Here is a 14,380-nt window from a genome sequence, read left to right as displayed (position 1 = left end):
TAGCGGGGACAGGATTTGAACCTGCGACCTCTGGGTTATGAGCCCAGCGAGCTACCGAGCTGCTCCACCCCGCGTCGTTGAACCCAACAGTACGCCACGCCCACGACCAGCGCAAATCGCTTCCCGGGCGGCACCCGGGGCCCGGCAGGGGCGGGCGCGGCGGCCCCCGCACCCGCCGCGCCCGGCCTACGCCGTGAGCTCCTGGCGCAGGGCCTCGCCGAGCCGCGCCGCCCGCTCGGCCACCTCCGCCGGGCCGAGGTCCACCGCCCGCGCGGCCCACCGCTGGCCCTCCGCGAGCTGGCCCCGGCGGGCGTAGAGCAGGGCGAGCCGCAGCGCCGCCCGGCCGTGCCCGGCGTCCGCGGCGCGCGTCCACCACAGCGCGGCCTCCGGCTCGCTGCCCTCGCGGGCGAGCAGGAGCCCCAGGTTGAACGCGCCGTTGCGGCTCCCGGCCTCGGCCGCGAGGCGGTACCACCGCGCGGCCTCGACCACGTCGCCGCGCCCGGCGGCGAGCATGCCGACCCGCACCTGGGCCCGGCGGTGCCCCTGCTGGGCCGCGCGCTCGTACCACTCCTCGCACTCCGACTTGCGCGCCACCGGCTCGCCGAGCGCGGGCGCCGCCGCGGCCGGGCGGCGCGCGTCGAGCACGGTGCCGAGCCGGTACGCGGCCTCCGCGCTGCCGGCGCCCGCCGCGCACCGCAGGTGCCGCTCGGCCTCCTGCTCGTCGCCCTCGCGCAGGCGCGCGGTGCCGACCTGGAGCGCGGCCTCGGTGTGGCCCGCCGCCGCGGCGCGCTCGTACCAGCGCAGCGCCTGGGCGTCGTCGCCCCGGCTCGCGTACAGGATGCCGAGGTTGAACGCGGCGTCCACACTGCCCGCCTCGGCCGCCTTGGAGAACCACGGCTCGGCGCCGGCCGCGTCGCCGCCCTGGAGCAGCAGCACGGCGAGCGCGTTGGCCGCCTCGCGGTGCCCGGCGTAGGCGGCGCGGCGGTACCACTGGTCGGCCTGCGCGGTGCGCTTCTGCTCGGCGCAGAGCAGGCCGAGGTTGTACGCGCCGTTCACGTCGCCCGCGTCCAGGGCCGCGCGGTACCAGCGCTCGGCGGTCTGGGTCTCGCCGCGCTCGGCGTGCAGCGCGCCGAGGGCGTTCGCCGCGTTGCCGTCGCCGTCCTGGGCGGCCTTGAGCCACCACACGGCGGCGTTCGTCTCGTCCCCCGCGTCGCGCAGCAGGAAGCCGAGGGCGCAGGCGGCCTTGGCCTCGCCGTCCTTGGCGGAGGTCAGGTACCAGCGCCCGGCCTCCTTGAGCTCGCCGCGCTTCTCCAGGATGGCGCCGAGGTGCAGGGCCGCGCGCCGGTGCCCGCGCGCGGCGGCCTGGCGGTACCACTGCTCGGCCTGCTCCACCAGCGAGCGGTCGCCTTCGGGGCGCCCGTCCCCCGCGAGGCGGGCGCCGCGGGGGGCGCGCGTCTCGCTGTCGCCGGGGCCCTCCTGCTCCGCGCGCCGGTCCAGGGCCCGCGCCAGGCGGTACGCCGCCTCGCGGTGGCCGCGCTCGGCGGCGGCGCGCATCCAGCGCTCGGCCCCGGCGTCGCCGCGGTGCTCCAGGAGGTCGGCGAGGGCGTACGCGCCCAGGGTGTGGCCCTGTTCGGCGGACTGGCGCAGCCAGTACTCGGCGGCGGGCTCGTCGCCGCGCTCGCGGTGGTGGCGGCCGAGGGCGTGCGCCGCCGCGGCCGAGCCCGCGACGGCGGCGATGCGCCACCAGCCGGCCGCCTCCTCGACGTAGCCGCGCTGGTGCAGGAGGACACCCAGGTTGTTGGCCGCGGCGCGGTCACCGGCGGCGGTCGCCGCGCGCAGCAAGGATTCGGCACCGTCGAGGTCGCCGCGGCGCAGGAGCAGGCTGCCCAGGACGCTCATGGCGTCCACGTCCCCGGCCTCGGCCGCGGCCCGGTGCCGCATCTCTTCCGCCACCGCCCCGGGATCCTCCCGGTCGGACGACGGTACGAAACGCCCAGTCTCCAACAGAGTTGCCTTGTCCCCCATAACGTCCATCGTCGCACCACCTGCAACCTGGGTACACCTCGTATACCGCAGCCAGTGAGGTCACTACAGCGTTTTGTCGACATGCCCACAGAGAGATAAGTGAAACACAGCTTTACTCAACTCCCCCCGCCCGGCACGCTCTTCGCAGGACCCCCACACCACTGGCACGGGCACCTGGCATGGGCCGCGCGGGCGGCATCCGGACATGCCGAAGGCCCGGATCCTGCTGGAGGATCCGGGCCTTCGTCATGAGTAGCGGGGACAGGATTTGAACCTGCGACCTCTGGGTTATGAGCCCAGCGAGCTACCGAGCTGCTCCACCCCGCGCCGTTGTGTACGTCACCGTATCACGGCGCGGGGCGGGGGCCGCCCGCCGTCGGCCCCCGCGGCCGGCGGTCAGCCGCCGCCGTCGCGGCCCTGGTCGTTCCCGTCGGGCTTCCGGGGCTTCCCGTCGTCCTTGTCCGGCGCCTTGGACTGGGCTTCCTCCGCGCGCTCCAGGGCGTCCTGGAGCTTCTCCTGGGCCTTGCCGTAGGCCTCCCAGTCGTCGTTCTTGAGCGCCTCCTTGCCTTCGTCGATCGCCTTCTGCGCGTCGTCGATGGCCTCTTGGAGGTCGGGGTTGTCCGAGGCCGGCGGCTTCTCCTTGTCGGGCTTCTCCTTGTCGCCGTCGCCCGGTTCGTCCGGTGGCTCGACGGGCGTGTCGCCCTGGGTCCGGAACAGCTTGTCGAGCGCCTGCCCCAGGCTGTCCGCGAAGACGTTCTCCGAGCCGTAGGAGACGGCCACCTTCTTGAGCTGTGGGTAGGGCGACTTACGTCCCTGGACGTACATGGGCTCGACGTACAGGAACCCGTTCTTCAGGGGCACCGTCATCAGATTGCCGTAGAGCACGTCGGACGCCGCGCCCTTCATGTCTCTGATGAAGTTGCCCACTTCGGGCAGCGAGACCAGTTTGTTCTGGACCTGCTCCGGTCCGTAGGGGTCGCCCTTGTTGACTCTCAGCAGCGTGAACTTGCCGTAGTCCTTGCTGCTCGCGTCCGCGTCCACCGCGAGGAAGGCGCTGAGGTTGGGCCGCTTGCTGGGCGTGAACGTCGTCGTCAGGGAGAACTGCTGCTGGTCCTGCCCCGGCGTCTTCATCGACAGGTAGTACGGCGGGACCGCGCTGTTCTGCTGCTTGGCCGGGTCGTTGGGCACCTGCCAGGCGTCACTGCCGTTGTAGAACGGGCCCGGATCGGTGACGTGGTACTTCGTCAGGAGCTGGCGCTGCACCTTGAACAGGTCCTGCGGGTAGCGCAGGTGGTCCATCAGGTCCCGCGGGATGTCGCTCTTGTCCTTGACGGTGCCCGGGAACGCGCTCTTCCACGTCTTCAGGACGGGGTCCTTCTCGTCCCACGTGTACAGCTTCACCGTGCCGTCGTAGGCGTCGACGGTGGCCTTCACCGAGTTGCGGATGTAGTTGACGCGGTTCTGCTGGGCGATGACCGCGCGCTGGCTGTCCTTGTCCGACAGCGAGTCGGCCGTGGTGTCACCGAGCGTCGTCCACGACGAGTACGGGTAGTTGTTGACCGTCGTGTAGGCGTCGACGACCCACTGCACGCGCCCGCCGACCACCGTCGGGTACGCGTCGCCGTCGATCGTCAGCCACGGCGCGACGGCCTCGACGCGCTCCTTGGGGGTGCGGTTGTACAGCAGCCGCGAGCCGTCGCCGATCGCGCCCGAGTACAGGATCTGCGGCTCGCTCAACGTGATCGCGTACGCCGCCCTGTTGACCGGGTTGGACAGGTCGACGCCGCTCCTGCCCTCGTAGCTGTACGTCTTCTGGCGGCCGGACTGCTCGTAGTCGAGCTCCTTCTGCGGCCCGCCGACGATCGCGTACGACTTGGTCTTCTCGCCGTAGTAGATCCGCTGCTCGTAGTCCCCGAGCGAGCCGTCGGTGGGCAGGCCCCGCTCGGTGAACGCGGGCTCGCCCTTGGAGCCCTTGCCCGTCTCCGTGCCCTTGGCGGCGACCGCGCCGTAGCCGTGGGTGTAGACGAAGTGGTCGTTGATCCAGTTGCGCTTGTCGAGCTTGTCGAGGTTCAGCTCGCGCAGGCCGATGACGGTGTCCTGGCCCTTGTACCGGTCGACGTCCAGCGTCATCGGGAACTGGTAGTACTCGCGCTTCTGCTCGAGCTGCTGGAAGGTCGGCGAGACGATGTTCGGGTCGTTCAGGCGGTAGCTGGCCGCGGCGTCGGCGGCGTCACGCTTCTGCTGGGCGTTCTCGGCGACCGTGCCGGTGCCGTCGTAGCTCTCCGGCTTCACGTCCTTGATGCCGTAGGCCTCCCGGGTCGCCTTGATGTTCTTGGCGATGTACGGGGCTTCCTTGGCCTGCTCGTTCGGCTGGACCTGGAACTTCTGGACGATGGCCGGGTACAGCCCGCCGATCAGGATGGCGGAGAGCACCATCAGGCCGAAGCCGATGACGGGGAGCTGCCAGGTCCGCCGCCACAGCGTGGCGAAGAACAGCAGCGCGCAGATGACGGCGATGCAGAACAGGATCGTCTTCGCCGGCAGATAGGCGTTGGCGTCGACGTACCGCAGCCCGGTCCAGTTGTCCGTCGCCTTGAAGTCGCTGGACTTCACCGCGAGGCCGTACCGGTCGAGCCAGTACGCGACGGCCTTCAGCGCCACGAAGACGCCGATGAGCACCGACAGATGGCCCGTCGCCGCGGCCGTGGCCCGCCCGCCGGGGCTGGTGATGCGCAGCCCGCCGTACAGGTAGTGCGTCAGCGCGGCGGCGATCACCGACAGGACCGTGGCCGCGAAGCCGAAGCCGAGCAGGAAGCGGTACCAGGGCAGGTCGAAGGCGAAGAACGCCACGTCCAGGTGGAACTGGGGGTCCTTCTGGCCGAAGGGCACGCCGTTGACCCACATCAGCCAGGTCCGCCACTGGCCCGCGGCGGAGGCGCCCGCGATGAGGCCGACCAGCGCCGTGACGCCGATGAGGATCCACTTCTTGAACGGCGCGATCGCCATGCGGTACCGGTCGAGGCTCTGCTGCTCCATCGACATGGCGCTCAGCGGCGGGCGCAGCCGGTGGGCCAGCCAGATGTTCACCCCGACCGCGGCCGCCATCAGCAGGCCGAAGACGAAGAACAGGCCGATCTTGGTCCATAGGGTCGTCGTGAAGACCGACGAGTAGTGGACCGAGCGGTACCACAACCAGTCCGTCCAGAACCCCGCGAACATGACGAACGCCATGGCCAGCACGGCCAGGACGCCCAGCGTCATGAGCAGGGTCCGGACGCGACGGGACGGTCGGCCCACTCTGATCCGTGGCCCCGTCGGGCCTCCGCCGCGGTCCGGCATCTGGAAAGCCAAGGTGCGCACCTCGAAGTTCGCTGTAGCTGTAGCTCTGGCTGGAACAGGCCCCGCGATCGTAGAGCCCACTCATGCAACTTACCGACGCTTTACTCAGTTCCCGTTCCGGGGTCTGAACCAGGCAGGATATTGGGCATGCCCAACGTTTCCCCCTCCGGCCCTCCGATGGCCGCGAGCCCCCTCACCCGTGCCGTGCTCGAAATCGACGACTATGTCGGGACTCTCGGCTGGGACCAGCCCGCCCGCCTCTTCGCCCTCGTCGACACCGCGCGCCTGCGCACCCAGGAGCCCGGCCTGGCCGACCGCCTCGGCCTCGCCGACGACGGCTCCGCTGCTCCCCTGACCCCCATCGAGCAGGAGGAGCTGCCCGCCGGGGCGGCGCTCGACGAGTTCCTCGGCACCATCGCCTGGCCCGACTCCGTGGCGGGCTGCGCCCTCACGGTGGAGCGCCTGATGCTGCCGCCGTCCGCGGAGGCGTCCGTTCCGCAGGATCTGAGCGAGAAGGACCTCGCGGCGTGGGTGGCCCGGCACCCCGAGCGCCAGGAGGTGCGCATGACGGTCGCGGTGCTGCGGGACGGCGCGCGCGAGTCGGCCCTGCGGCTGCGCGAGAAGGACTCGCCGACGGAGGTCCTGACGGGCTCGGACCTGGTGCCGGGTCTTGCCGATGCGCTGTCGGCGACGTTCGCGGAGTAACCGCTTCCAGGAGGTGCGCGTGGCCGGGGCCGGTGTCGACCGCCCCGGCCACGGGCGTTTCCGCGGCCCGGTGCCGCTGCCCCGGGGGCCGGCCCGGTGTCAGCCGCAGGTCGGCAGGCCGTCCGTGTCGCCCTTGCGGATCTTGTTCAGGGACTTCACGGCGTCGCCGATGGTGTCCACCTTGACCAGGGTGAGGCCGTCGGGGACGTCGCTCGCGGCGGCGGCGCAGTTGTCCTTGGGCGTCAGGAAGTACTCCGCGCCCTTGTCGCGCGCGCCCACGGTCTTCATCTCGATGCCGCCGATCGGGCCGACCGTGCCGTCCTCCTCGATGGTGCCGGTGCCCGCCACGAACGCGCCGCCGGTGAGGTCGCCGGGCGTGAGCTTGTCGACGATGCCGAGGGCGAACATCAGGCCCGCGCTGGGGCCGCCGACGTCGGCGAGCTTGATGTCGATGGTGAAGGGGAAGGTGTGGTCGGTCCCGGCCTGGATGCCGACGACGGCCCTCTTGCGCCCTTCGTCGTCGGACGTGCCGGTTTTGATCGTGACGTCCTCGGTCTCCGTCGGCTCCTTGCCCGCCTTCTCGGCGGCGGCGGCCGCCTTGACCGGCACGACGGTGAACGTGACGTCCTCGCCGGGCTTGTGCCGGGTGACGAGCTTGGCGACGTCGGTGGTCTTCTTCACCGCCGTGCCGTCCACGCTCCTGATCACGTCGCCCGCGTGCAGCCGGCCCTCGGCGGGGCTGTCCTTGAAGACGGTGCCGACGACGACCTGGGACTTCACCGGGATGTCCAGTTGCCGCAGGGCGGCGACCTTCGCGGTCTCCTGGGACTGGCTGAACTCCTCGGCGTTCTCCCGGGACGACTCCTGCTCGGTCTTGCCGTCCGGGTAGAGCGTCTCGTGCGGCACGACGATGTTGTCGTGCGCGATCCAGCCGTAGACGGCCTCCGCGAGGTTCATCTTGTAGTCGGCGCTGGTGACGCGGACCGTCGTCATGTTCAGGTGGCCGCTCGTCGGGTACGTCTTGCGGCCCGAGATCTGCAGCACCGGCTCGCCGTCGTGGTCGCCCAGGGTGTTCACCGTCGGCCCCGGGGACATCTCCGAGTACGGCACTTTGATGAGCACTCCGGCGCACAGCAACGCGATCAGCATCAAGGTGGAGGCGAGCATCGTGGCGGTACGGCGTGGCATGGAACGACAGTACGGGACAGTCCTGTGAGGGCACCCCTGGGGCCGGTCCGTACGGGATCGCCCGGCGGTCCCCACAGGGCGCGGGGACCGCGGTGTCAGACGGCGTCGGTGCGTGAGTGGGTCTTCTCCATCGCCTTGCGGAACGCCGCGTAGCCGTTCAGCTCACTGATGTCGCCGGTCTTCCCGCTCTCGCGGTTGCGGTGGGCCAGAAGCGCCCACAGTCCGGCACCGACAGCCGCCAGAAGCGGAATCAGCAACCAGGCAAGCGATGCCATGCCGACCTCCCGACCCCATTGCGCGACCACAACTGACTGATCAGCAGACTAACCCGCCGCACCGACAACGCTCACGCCAGGGGCCCGGTTACGCAACCGGAAGTCGGGTGAAGCCGGGTTCCGGCCGGCCGGGCACCGCCTAGGCGCCGACCCACTCCTCCTGGCCGTCGGAGAACGTCTGGTGCTTCCAGATGGGCACCTCGTGCTTGAGGTCGTCGATCAGCTTCCGGCAGGCCGCGAAGGCCTCCGCCCGGTGCGGGCAGGACACGGCGACGACCACCGCGAGGTCGCCGACGGCCAGGTCGCCGACGCGGTGCACGGCCGCCAGGGCGCGTACGGGGAACTCGGCGACGACCTTCTCCGCCACCCGCCGCAGCTCCGCCTCGGCGGAGGGGTGGCTGGAGTACGAAAGCGCGGCCACGTCCGCGCCGCCGTCGTGGTCCCGCACGGTCCCGACGAACAGCGCGGTGCCGCCGGCGGCGTCGTCCGCCACGGCCCGGAAGACCTCGTCGAGCGACAGCGGCGCATCCCGGACGGCCAGCAGCCGGATCGGCTCCTCGGCGGCCAGCTCACCCGGGTGGTCAATCGGAGTACGTGCCATGCGGCCATGGTGCCCCACGCCACCGACAGCGCGGAATCCCCGTTTCGCCCGGCACGCGCGCGTGCCGTTTGGAGTTCCCTACGGCAGCCGTTCCCGCCGGGGCCGTACGCCGTCGGCTGTGGGCCTGTGGGCGGCCCGTCCGGAGCGGAGCGGGCGGGTGGCGGGCACGGGAGCCCTCGACGGCCGGTCCACGGAGCACAGGGGCCGCTCCCGGGCCCCTGGGCCGGCCCGGGCGCGGACCGCCGTCTCAGAGGCGCCGCCGCGCCTTCCGCGCCCGCCGTACGAGGGCGGCCGTGCCGAGCAGGGCGACGGTCGCCCCCGCGGCCCCGGCGGCCGTGGCGTCCTTGCGGCCCAGCCGCCGCCCGGCGAGCGTCCGCCGGCCCGCGACCTCCTCCAGGAGTTCCGCGAGGACCTCCTCGTTGGTCCAGCGCGGCCGCCAGCCCGCGTCGTGCAGCCGGCTGCCGCTGACGACCCAGGGGTACATCGTGTAGGCCAGGTCCCCGGCCGGGGAGGGCGTGAGGCCGATGCGGTGCAGCCGGGCGGCCGCCCCGAGCGCGACGGCCGACGGCAGCTCCATGCGGCGGATCCCGCTGAGCTCCTCGACCTCCTCCTGCTCCAGCCACCCGTCGCACCCGACGGCCAGCTCGCCCTCGACCTTCTCCAGGACGGCGTACTCCAGGGCACTGCACAGGTCGTCGACGTGGCAGAACTGCCACGCGGGCCGCGACCCGGCCACCACCAGGAGCCGCGGCGACTCGAAGTAGCGGGTCAGCGCGGTGTCGGTGCCGCCGACGAGGACGGCGGGGCGGACGACGGTGACGTTCAGGCCGGGGTGCGCCCGGGGGGCGCGCCGGGCGAGCCGCTCGATCTCCAGGAGGTCGCCGACGCCGGTCGCCTCGGCGGTGGCCCGCAGTTCGGCGTCCTCCGCCAGGGGCAGCTCGTTGTCGGCGAGGGCCCCGTAGACCATCGCCGAGGTGCACAGCACCACCCTGTGCACGCCCGCGGCGGCGGCCGCCGTCAGGACGGTCTGGGTGCCCCGGACGTTGTACGCCGTACGGGCCGCTCCGTCGGTCTCCAGGTCGAGGTCGAGCGCGAGGTGCACGACGACGTCGACGCCGCGCAGCTTCTCGGCGATCGCGGGGTCCCGGACGTCCAGGACGTGCCACTGGGCCGCCGCGCACTCACCGCGCCGCTCGTCGATGGCCACGACCTGCTTGATCTGGTCGGACGCGGCCAGGCGCTCGGTGAGGAGCGCCCCCATGCCCGCGGCGGCGCCGGTGACGGCGACGACGGGCCCGCGCACGGGTGCCGGGGTCGAGGGGTTTCGCGCTGCGCGAACCTGCGGATCTGGGGAACTCACCGGGCGTCTCCAGCGGTTGTCTTCAGTACGCATGCGCGTGACGCGTACGTACCAGGTGGCATCCATCCTGCCGCAGCGCCCACGACGGCGAAGCACCGAGGCCCCATCCCGTCGCGGTGTCTACGCTGGGTGGTGTTGTGGGCAGCCGCCGCCGGATCCCTTCCGGTGGCCTAACGAGCCGAGGAATCCCGTGAGTGACACCCCATTCGGATTCGGCCTTCCGCCGGAGGAGCCGGAGAACGGCGACGAGGGCAAGAAGAAGGACACCCCCGGAGGGGGACAGGGTTCCGGTGGCCCTGGGAACCCGTTCGGCTTCGGGCTGCCCGGCGGCCCGGGCGGCGGGGACAATCCGTTCGCCGCGATGTTCGGCTCCATGAACCCCGGCGACCTGGGCGCGGCCTTCCAGCAGCTCGGCCAGATGCTGTCGTACGAGGGCGGCCCGGTGAACTGGGACATGGCCAAGGACATCGCCCGGCAGACCGTCTCCCAGGGCACGGCGGACGGCACGAAGGACGCCAGCGTCGGCCCCGGTGAGCGGACCGCCGTCGAGGAGGCCGTGCGCCTGGCCGACCTGTGGCTGGACGACGCCACCTCGCTGCCCTCGGGCGCGGGCTCGGCCGTGGCCTGGAGCCGCGCCGAGTGGGTCGAGGCGACCCTGCCGGCGTGGCGGGAGCTGGTCGACCCGGTCGCCGAGCGCGTCGGCGTGGCGATGGGCGACGTCCTGCCCGAGGAGATGCAGGCCATGGCGGGCCCGCTGATCGGCATGATGCGCTCCATGGGCGGCGCCATGTTCGGCCAGCAGATCGGCCAGGCCGTGGGCGTCCTCGCGGGCGAGGTCGTCGGCTCCACGGACATCGGCCTGCCGCTGGGCCCGGCCGGCAAGGCGGCCCTGCTGCCGGTGAACGTGGCGGCGTTCGGCAAGGACCTGAGCGTCCCCATGGACGAGGTGCGGCTGTATCTGGCCCTGCGGGAGGCCGCCCACCAGCGGCTCTTCGCCCACGTGCCGTGGCTGCGCTCGCACCTGTTCGGCGCCGTGGAGGGCTACGCACGCGGCATCAAGGTCGACACCACGAAGCTGGAGGACGTGGTCGGCCAGTTCGACCCGCAGAACCCGGAGCAGTTGCAGGAAGCCCTTCAGCAGGGCATGTTCCAGCCCGAGGACACCGCGGAGCAGAAGGCCGCCCTGGCCCGCCTGGAGACGGCGCTCGCGCTCGTGGAGGGCTGGGTGGACGCGGTCGTGCACGCGGCGGCCAAGCCCCGCCTGTCGTCGGCCGACGCGCTGCGGGAGACGCTGCGCCGCCGCCGCGCCACCGGCGGTCCCGCCGAGCAGACGTTCGCGACGCTCATCGGCCTGGAGCTGCGCCCGCGCCGGCTGCGGGACGCCTCGCGCCTGTGGGCCTCGCTCACGGACGCGCGCGGCGTCGACGGCCGTGACGGCCTGTGGGCGCACCCGGACATGCTGCCGACGGCCTCCGACCTGGACGACCCGGACGGCTTCGTGCACCGCGAGCAGCTCGACTTCTCCGAGCTGGACAAGATGCTCGGGGACGCGGCGGGCGGCGACAGGCCGGGCAAGCCGGACCTCTCGAAGGGCGACGCCTCCACGGCGGACGGCTCCACCGGCGGGGGCTCCCCCGAGGACGGCTCCGCCGAGGGCAAGGACGACGAGGGCAAGTGAGCCTGCGCGACGACGCGGTGCTGGTGCTGAAGGCGTACGAGCACCAGGAAGACCTGCGCCAGTACTACCTGGACCACCTGTCGGCCCACCCCGAGGACGGCATGTGGAAGGCCTGCACCGACGGGCACGTGACGGCCAGCGCGCTGGTCGTGGACCCGTCGCGCGGGCGGGTGCTGCTGACGCTGCACAAGAAGCTCGGCATGTGGCTCCAGATGGGCGGCCACTGCGAGCCGGGCGACCGCACCCTGGCGGACGCGGCGCTGCGCGAGGCCACCGAGGAGTCCGGCGTGCGGGGCCTCACGCTGCTGCCGGGCGGCCCGGTGCGCCTGGACCGGCACCCGATCCCGGGCCCGTGCACCCAGCACCTGGACGTGCAGTACGCGGCCGTGGCCCCGCCCGACGCGGTGGAGGCCCTCAGTGACGAGTCCCTCGACCTGCGCTGGTTCGCGTACGACGAGGTGGCGGGCGTGGCCGACGCGTCCGTCGTCCGACTGGTGGAGGCCACGCGGGAGCGCCTGCCCGGGTGACGGCTTCCCGGCAGGCATGTGTAAGGGGCGGTCGCCCGGGCGACCGCCCCTTACACATGCGGGTGGGTTCAGTTCCAGACGTTGCCCTGGTTCTGTCCGCGTGCGCCTTGCTGGCCCATGCCGAACTGGGCACGGGCGCCCTGGCCGACGACGGCGTTCTGCGGCGGCAGCAGTTCGCTCGGCTGGACGAGCGCGTAGCCCTGTCCCATGAAGCTGAGCTCCCAGCCCTCGCCGGTGTTGCCGCGGCGGCGCCACACGCCCGAGGAGTGCGTCTGGGCCTGCATCTGCACCCGCAGCCCGCTGGACCAGGCGACGATCGCGTCGGCGTCGGCGTTGACGTACCGGTCGGGGGTGACCTGGAGCATCAGCGGCTCCCCGGAGGTCATCAGGGCGACCTTGCCGCGGCCGGTGATGTTGAGCTGGTACTTGCCGGAGCCGGAGATGCCGTACTGGCTGTCCACGGCGATGACCTGGTGGGACAGCGAGGAGTCCATGGCCAGGACGTACGCGCTGTCCACGGTCAGGCCGTCCTGGTCGACGTCCACGACGTGGATGTACTGGGCGAGGTTCGCGAAGTAGACGGTGCCCTGGCCGTGGCAGCGCATCAGGTCCAGGCCCTCGCCGGTGTGCGCACGGGCGCGCTGCTGGCCGCCCGTCTGATACTCGGCGTCGAACTCGACGAGCCCTTGGTAGGCGACCATGGACCCCTTGCGGGCGAGCACGTCGTCGTGGCCCGTCAGGGCGACGCGCAGGAGCTGCGGGTTCTGGACGGTGTAGCGCTCCTGGGTCTGCTGCTCGGAGTGCGCGAAAAGCGAGCTCTGCATGGTGTCCTGCTCCCCCTCAGCTCCGGATCCGGAGGCGGTCGGTGCTGTCCTCACTGGGCTGTACGACGACGATGCCCTCGCCGGAGAAGCCCATCTGGTAGGCCTCGCCGCTGCCGCGCCCGATGAGGGAGCCGGCCTTGAAGCTGCGCTTGCCCTTGACCTTCAGGTTCGGCGACCAGGCGATGAGGGCGTCGGGGTCGACGTACGTCTCGTCCTCGCCGCGGCCGCAGTCGACGACGATCGGCGTGCCGCGGGAGGTCAGCGCCACCCAGCCCTGCCCGGAGACCTTGATGTTCCACAGGCCCTGGCCGGCGAACTTCGCGAGGCCCTTGACCCGCTCGACGCCCCACTGGAGGTGTGCGTCGAAGGCGAGGAGGTTGGTGCCGTTCACCGAGAGCGCGTCGCCCGCCAGGTTGATGACGACGACGTCCGCCCCGTAGTCGGCCAGGTACAGCAGGCCGTCTCCGGAGCACTTCATCAGGGGCGCGCCCTCACCGGTGATCCAGTCGCGGGCGACCTGGCGGACGGCGGGCGGGTTCGGCTCGTACTGCACGAACCCTTCGTAGGCGACCATCGAGCCCACGCGCGCGAAGAGGTCGTTCCCGGTCTGCAGGGCGACCTTGACCATGTGGTGGCCGTGGTTCTCCATGCGGGCGGCGACGGGTGCGGGGGCGAAGCCCGCGAGCTGCTGCTGGTTCATGACGGGCTCCCTCAGACCTCGTACGGCTGGACGACGACGAACGTGCCGGGCGCGCCCCGGAACTGGAGGTTGACGCTCTCCCCCGTGGACCCCGCGGAGGCGTTGGCGCGCAGCCGGACCTGGCTGGACACGATGGCCTGGGCGGCGGCCGACCACGCGACCACGGCGTGGCAGTCGGCGAAGGTGGTCGGGGTGACCGGCAGCACGACGGGCGTGCCGTGCGTCTTGACGACGACGGTGCCGGTCCCCTGGAACTGCATGACGAACAGCGCGCCCCCGGGGATGCCGTGTCCTTCGATGCGGCGCACCTCGTGCTGGAGGGACTCGTCGAAGGCGAGGACGTTCTCCGCGGAGACGCAGAGCGCGTCCCCCTGGAGCTCGACGGGGTGCAGATGGGTGCCCTGCTCGGCGAGGAACACCTGGCCGCGGCCGGTACAGCGCATGAGCTGCATCTCCTGGCCGGTGGCGTTGCCCACCACCCGGCCGGCGAAGCCCGCGCCCTTGTAGCTGAACTCGACCTTGCCCTGGTAGAGCACCATGCTGCCCTGGCGGGCCAGGACGGGCTGGCCGCCGACGTTCAGGTCGATGCGGACCAGCTTCTCGTTCTGCTGCGTCCAGCGCTGTCCGGTGCCCGCCTCGCGGTACTTCTGCAGCGCGGCGGCCACACCGGCGCCCTGCGGGGCCTGCGGGGCCGCTTGTGGTACGCCGGGTCCCTGCGGGGCGAACGGGGGCGGGGCCTGGCCGGGGACCGGAGCCTGGGGCTGCTGGCCGTAACCGGGCGGCGGGGGCGCCGAGGGCTGGCCGTAGCCCGGGGGAAGCGGTGCCGACGGCTGCTGGTCGTACCCCGGGGGCGGCGGCGCGGCGGGCTGACCGTAGCCGGGCGGCAGGGGCGCGGACGGCTGCTGGCCGTAGGCCTGCGGCGGCGCCTGGCCGAACTGCTGGGGCTGCTGCTGACCCGGCTGGCCGTGCCCGTGCTGCGGCGCCGGGGGCTGGGACGGCACGGGGCCGCCCGGCTGGCCCATGGGCGCCACGATGGTCTGCGCGGCGTGCACCGACGGGTCGGCGGGTGCGGGAGGGGGCGGCGGGTGGCGCGGGGCGCCGGTGCAGGTCGGGAGCGGGTCCGTAGCGGATCGGGGGGCGGGACGGGAGGCGGGTCGG

11 protein-coding genes, 2 tRNA genes and 1 pseudogene are annotated in these 14,380 nt (G+C 72.4%); 3 read left to right on the top strand and 11 right to left on the bottom strand.

What is annotated here, in order from left to right; genetic code table 11:
• From QK440_RS38955 to QK440_RS38940, 4 genes are all read right to left on the bottom strand, one after another.
• Nucleotides 1–74: transfer RNA gene (locus QK440_RS38955), tRNA-Met, on the bottom strand.
• A gap of 112 nt (nucleotides 75–186) precedes the next feature.
• Nucleotides 187–2,034: a tetratricopeptide repeat protein gene (locus tag QK440_RS38950; RefSeq protein WP_282798000.1), complete on the bottom strand. Its 1,848-nt coding sequence runs from the start codon at nucleotides 2,032–2,034 to the stop codon at nucleotides 187–189.
• Between the two features lie 244 nt (nucleotides 2,035–2,278).
• Nucleotides 2,279–2,352, bottom strand: a tRNA-Met gene (locus QK440_RS38945).
• 69 nt (nucleotides 2,353–2,421) lie between these two features.
• Nucleotides 2,422–5,364, bottom strand: a complete 2,943-nt coding sequence (locus QK440_RS38940) for a UPF0182 family protein (RefSeq protein WP_282798001.1) — start codon at nucleotides 5,362–5,364, stop codon at nucleotides 2,422–2,424.
• A gap of 147 nt (nucleotides 5,365–5,511) precedes the next feature.
• Between QK440_RS38940 and QK440_RS38935 the strand changes: the two genes are divergently transcribed.
• Nucleotides 5,512–6,069, top strand: a complete 558-nt coding sequence (locus tag QK440_RS38935; RefSeq protein WP_282797999.1) for a PPA1309 family protein — start codon at nucleotides 5,512–5,514, stop codon at nucleotides 6,067–6,069.
• A gap of 99 nt (nucleotides 6,070–6,168) precedes the next feature.
• Here the strand turns inward: QK440_RS38935 and QK440_RS38930 are convergent, their stop codons facing one another.
• From QK440_RS38930 to QK440_RS38915, 4 genes are all read right to left on the bottom strand, one after another.
• The gene (locus QK440_RS38930; RefSeq protein ID WP_282797998.1) at nucleotides 6,169–7,257 is read right to left on the bottom strand and encodes a PDZ domain-containing protein; all 1,089 of its coding nucleotides are present in this window, start codon (nucleotides 7,255–7,257) and stop codon (nucleotides 6,169–6,171) included.
• Between the two features lie 95 nt (nucleotides 7,258–7,352).
• Nucleotides 7,353–7,532 carry a hypothetical protein gene (locus QK440_RS38925; protein WP_190138961.1) on the bottom strand — a complete coding sequence of 60 codons (180 nt, stop codon included), beginning with the start codon at nucleotides 7,530–7,532 and terminating at the stop codon, nucleotides 7,353–7,355.
• Nucleotides 7,533–7,671: 139 nt separating this feature from the next.
• Nucleotides 7,672–8,133 (bottom strand): molybdenum cofactor biosynthesis protein MoaE, encoded by a 462-nt coding sequence (locus QK440_RS38920; RefSeq protein ID WP_282797997.1) that lies wholly within the window; start codon nucleotides 8,131–8,133, stop codon nucleotides 7,672–7,674.
• 247 nt (nucleotides 8,134–8,380) lie between these two features.
• A complete protein-coding gene (locus QK440_RS38915; RefSeq protein ID WP_282797996.1) occupies nucleotides 8,381–9,493 on the bottom strand; it encodes an SDR family oxidoreductase in 1,113 nt (370 codons plus the stop codon).
• 190 nt (nucleotides 9,494–9,683) lie between these two features.
• Here QK440_RS38915 and QK440_RS38910 point away from each other — a divergent pair, with 190 nt between their 5' ends.
• Together QK440_RS38910 and QK440_RS38905 are read left to right on the top strand one after the other, a co-directional pair.
• On the top strand, nucleotides 9,684–11,171 hold the full coding sequence (locus QK440_RS38910) for a zinc-dependent metalloprotease (RefSeq protein WP_282797995.1): 1,488 nt from the start codon (nucleotides 9,684–9,686) through the stop codon (nucleotides 11,169–11,171).
• Nucleotides 11,168–11,698: an NUDIX hydrolase gene (locus QK440_RS38905; RefSeq protein WP_282797994.1), complete on the top strand. Its 531-nt coding sequence runs from the start codon at nucleotides 11,168–11,170 to the stop codon at nucleotides 11,696–11,698. The genes QK440_RS38910 and QK440_RS38905 overlap by 4 nt, the downstream gene beginning before the upstream one ends.
• A gap of 68 nt (nucleotides 11,699–11,766) precedes the next feature.
• On the opposite strand, the gene QK440_RS38900 is transcribed toward QK440_RS38905, so the two are convergent.
• The 3 genes and pseudogenes from QK440_RS38900 to QK440_RS38890 form a co-directional block, all read right to left on the bottom strand.
• Nucleotides 11,767–12,522 carry an AIM24 family protein gene (locus tag QK440_RS38900; RefSeq protein ID WP_282797993.1) on the bottom strand — a complete coding sequence of 252 codons (756 nt, stop codon included), beginning with the start codon at nucleotides 12,520–12,522 and terminating at the stop codon, nucleotides 11,767–11,769.
• A 16-nt stretch (nucleotides 12,523–12,538) separates the two neighbouring features.
• Nucleotides 12,539–13,222, bottom strand: a complete 684-nt coding sequence (locus QK440_RS38895) for an AIM24 family protein (protein WP_282797992.1) — start codon at nucleotides 13,220–13,222, stop codon at nucleotides 12,539–12,541.
• 11 nt (nucleotides 13,223–13,233) lie between these two features.
• Nucleotides 13,234–14,307, bottom strand: a pseudogene (locus QK440_RS38890) (AIM24 family protein); the annotation flags it as partial.
• Nucleotides 14,308–14,380: the final 73 nt, after the last annotated feature.

It is taken from the genome of Streptomyces sp. CC224B (assembly GCF_030010595.1).
GTDB lineage: Bacteria > Actinomycetota > Actinomycetes > Streptomycetales > Streptomycetaceae > Streptomyces > Streptomyces longispororuber.
This window is presented reverse-complemented; position numbering and strand designations above follow the sequence as displayed.

Excerpts from the sequence above, each read along its gene's own strand:
- QK440_RS38950 (WP_282798000.1), bottom strand. The coding sequence starts at position 2,034 with ATGGACGTTATGGGGGACAAGGCAACTCTGTTGGAGACTGGGCGTTTC.
- QK440_RS38940 (WP_282798001.1), bottom strand. The coding sequence starts at position 5,364 with ATGCCGGACCGCGGCGGAGGCCCGACGGGGCCACGGATCAGAGTGGGC.
- QK440_RS38935 (WP_282797999.1), top strand. The coding sequence starts at position 5,512 with ATGCCCAACGTTTCCCCCTCCGGCCCTCCGATGGCCGCGAGCCCCCTC.
- QK440_RS38930 (WP_282797998.1), bottom strand. The coding sequence starts at position 7,257 with ATGCCACGCCGTACCGCCACGATGCTCGCCTCCACCTTGATGCTGATC.
- QK440_RS38925 (WP_190138961.1), bottom strand. The coding sequence starts at position 7,532 with ATGGCATCGCTTGCCTGGTTGCTGATTCCGCTTCTGGCGGCTGTCGGT.
- QK440_RS38920 (WP_282797997.1), bottom strand. The coding sequence starts at position 8,133 with ATGGCACGTACTCCGATTGACCACCCGGGTGAGCTGGCCGCCGAGGAG.
- QK440_RS38900 (WP_282797993.1), bottom strand. The coding sequence starts at position 12,522 with ATGCAGAGCTCGCTTTTCGCGCACTCCGAGCAGCAGACCCAGGAGCGC.
- QK440_RS38895 (WP_282797992.1), bottom strand. The coding sequence starts at position 13,222 with ATGAACCAGCAGCAGCTCGCGGGCTTCGCCCCCGCACCCGTCGCCGCC.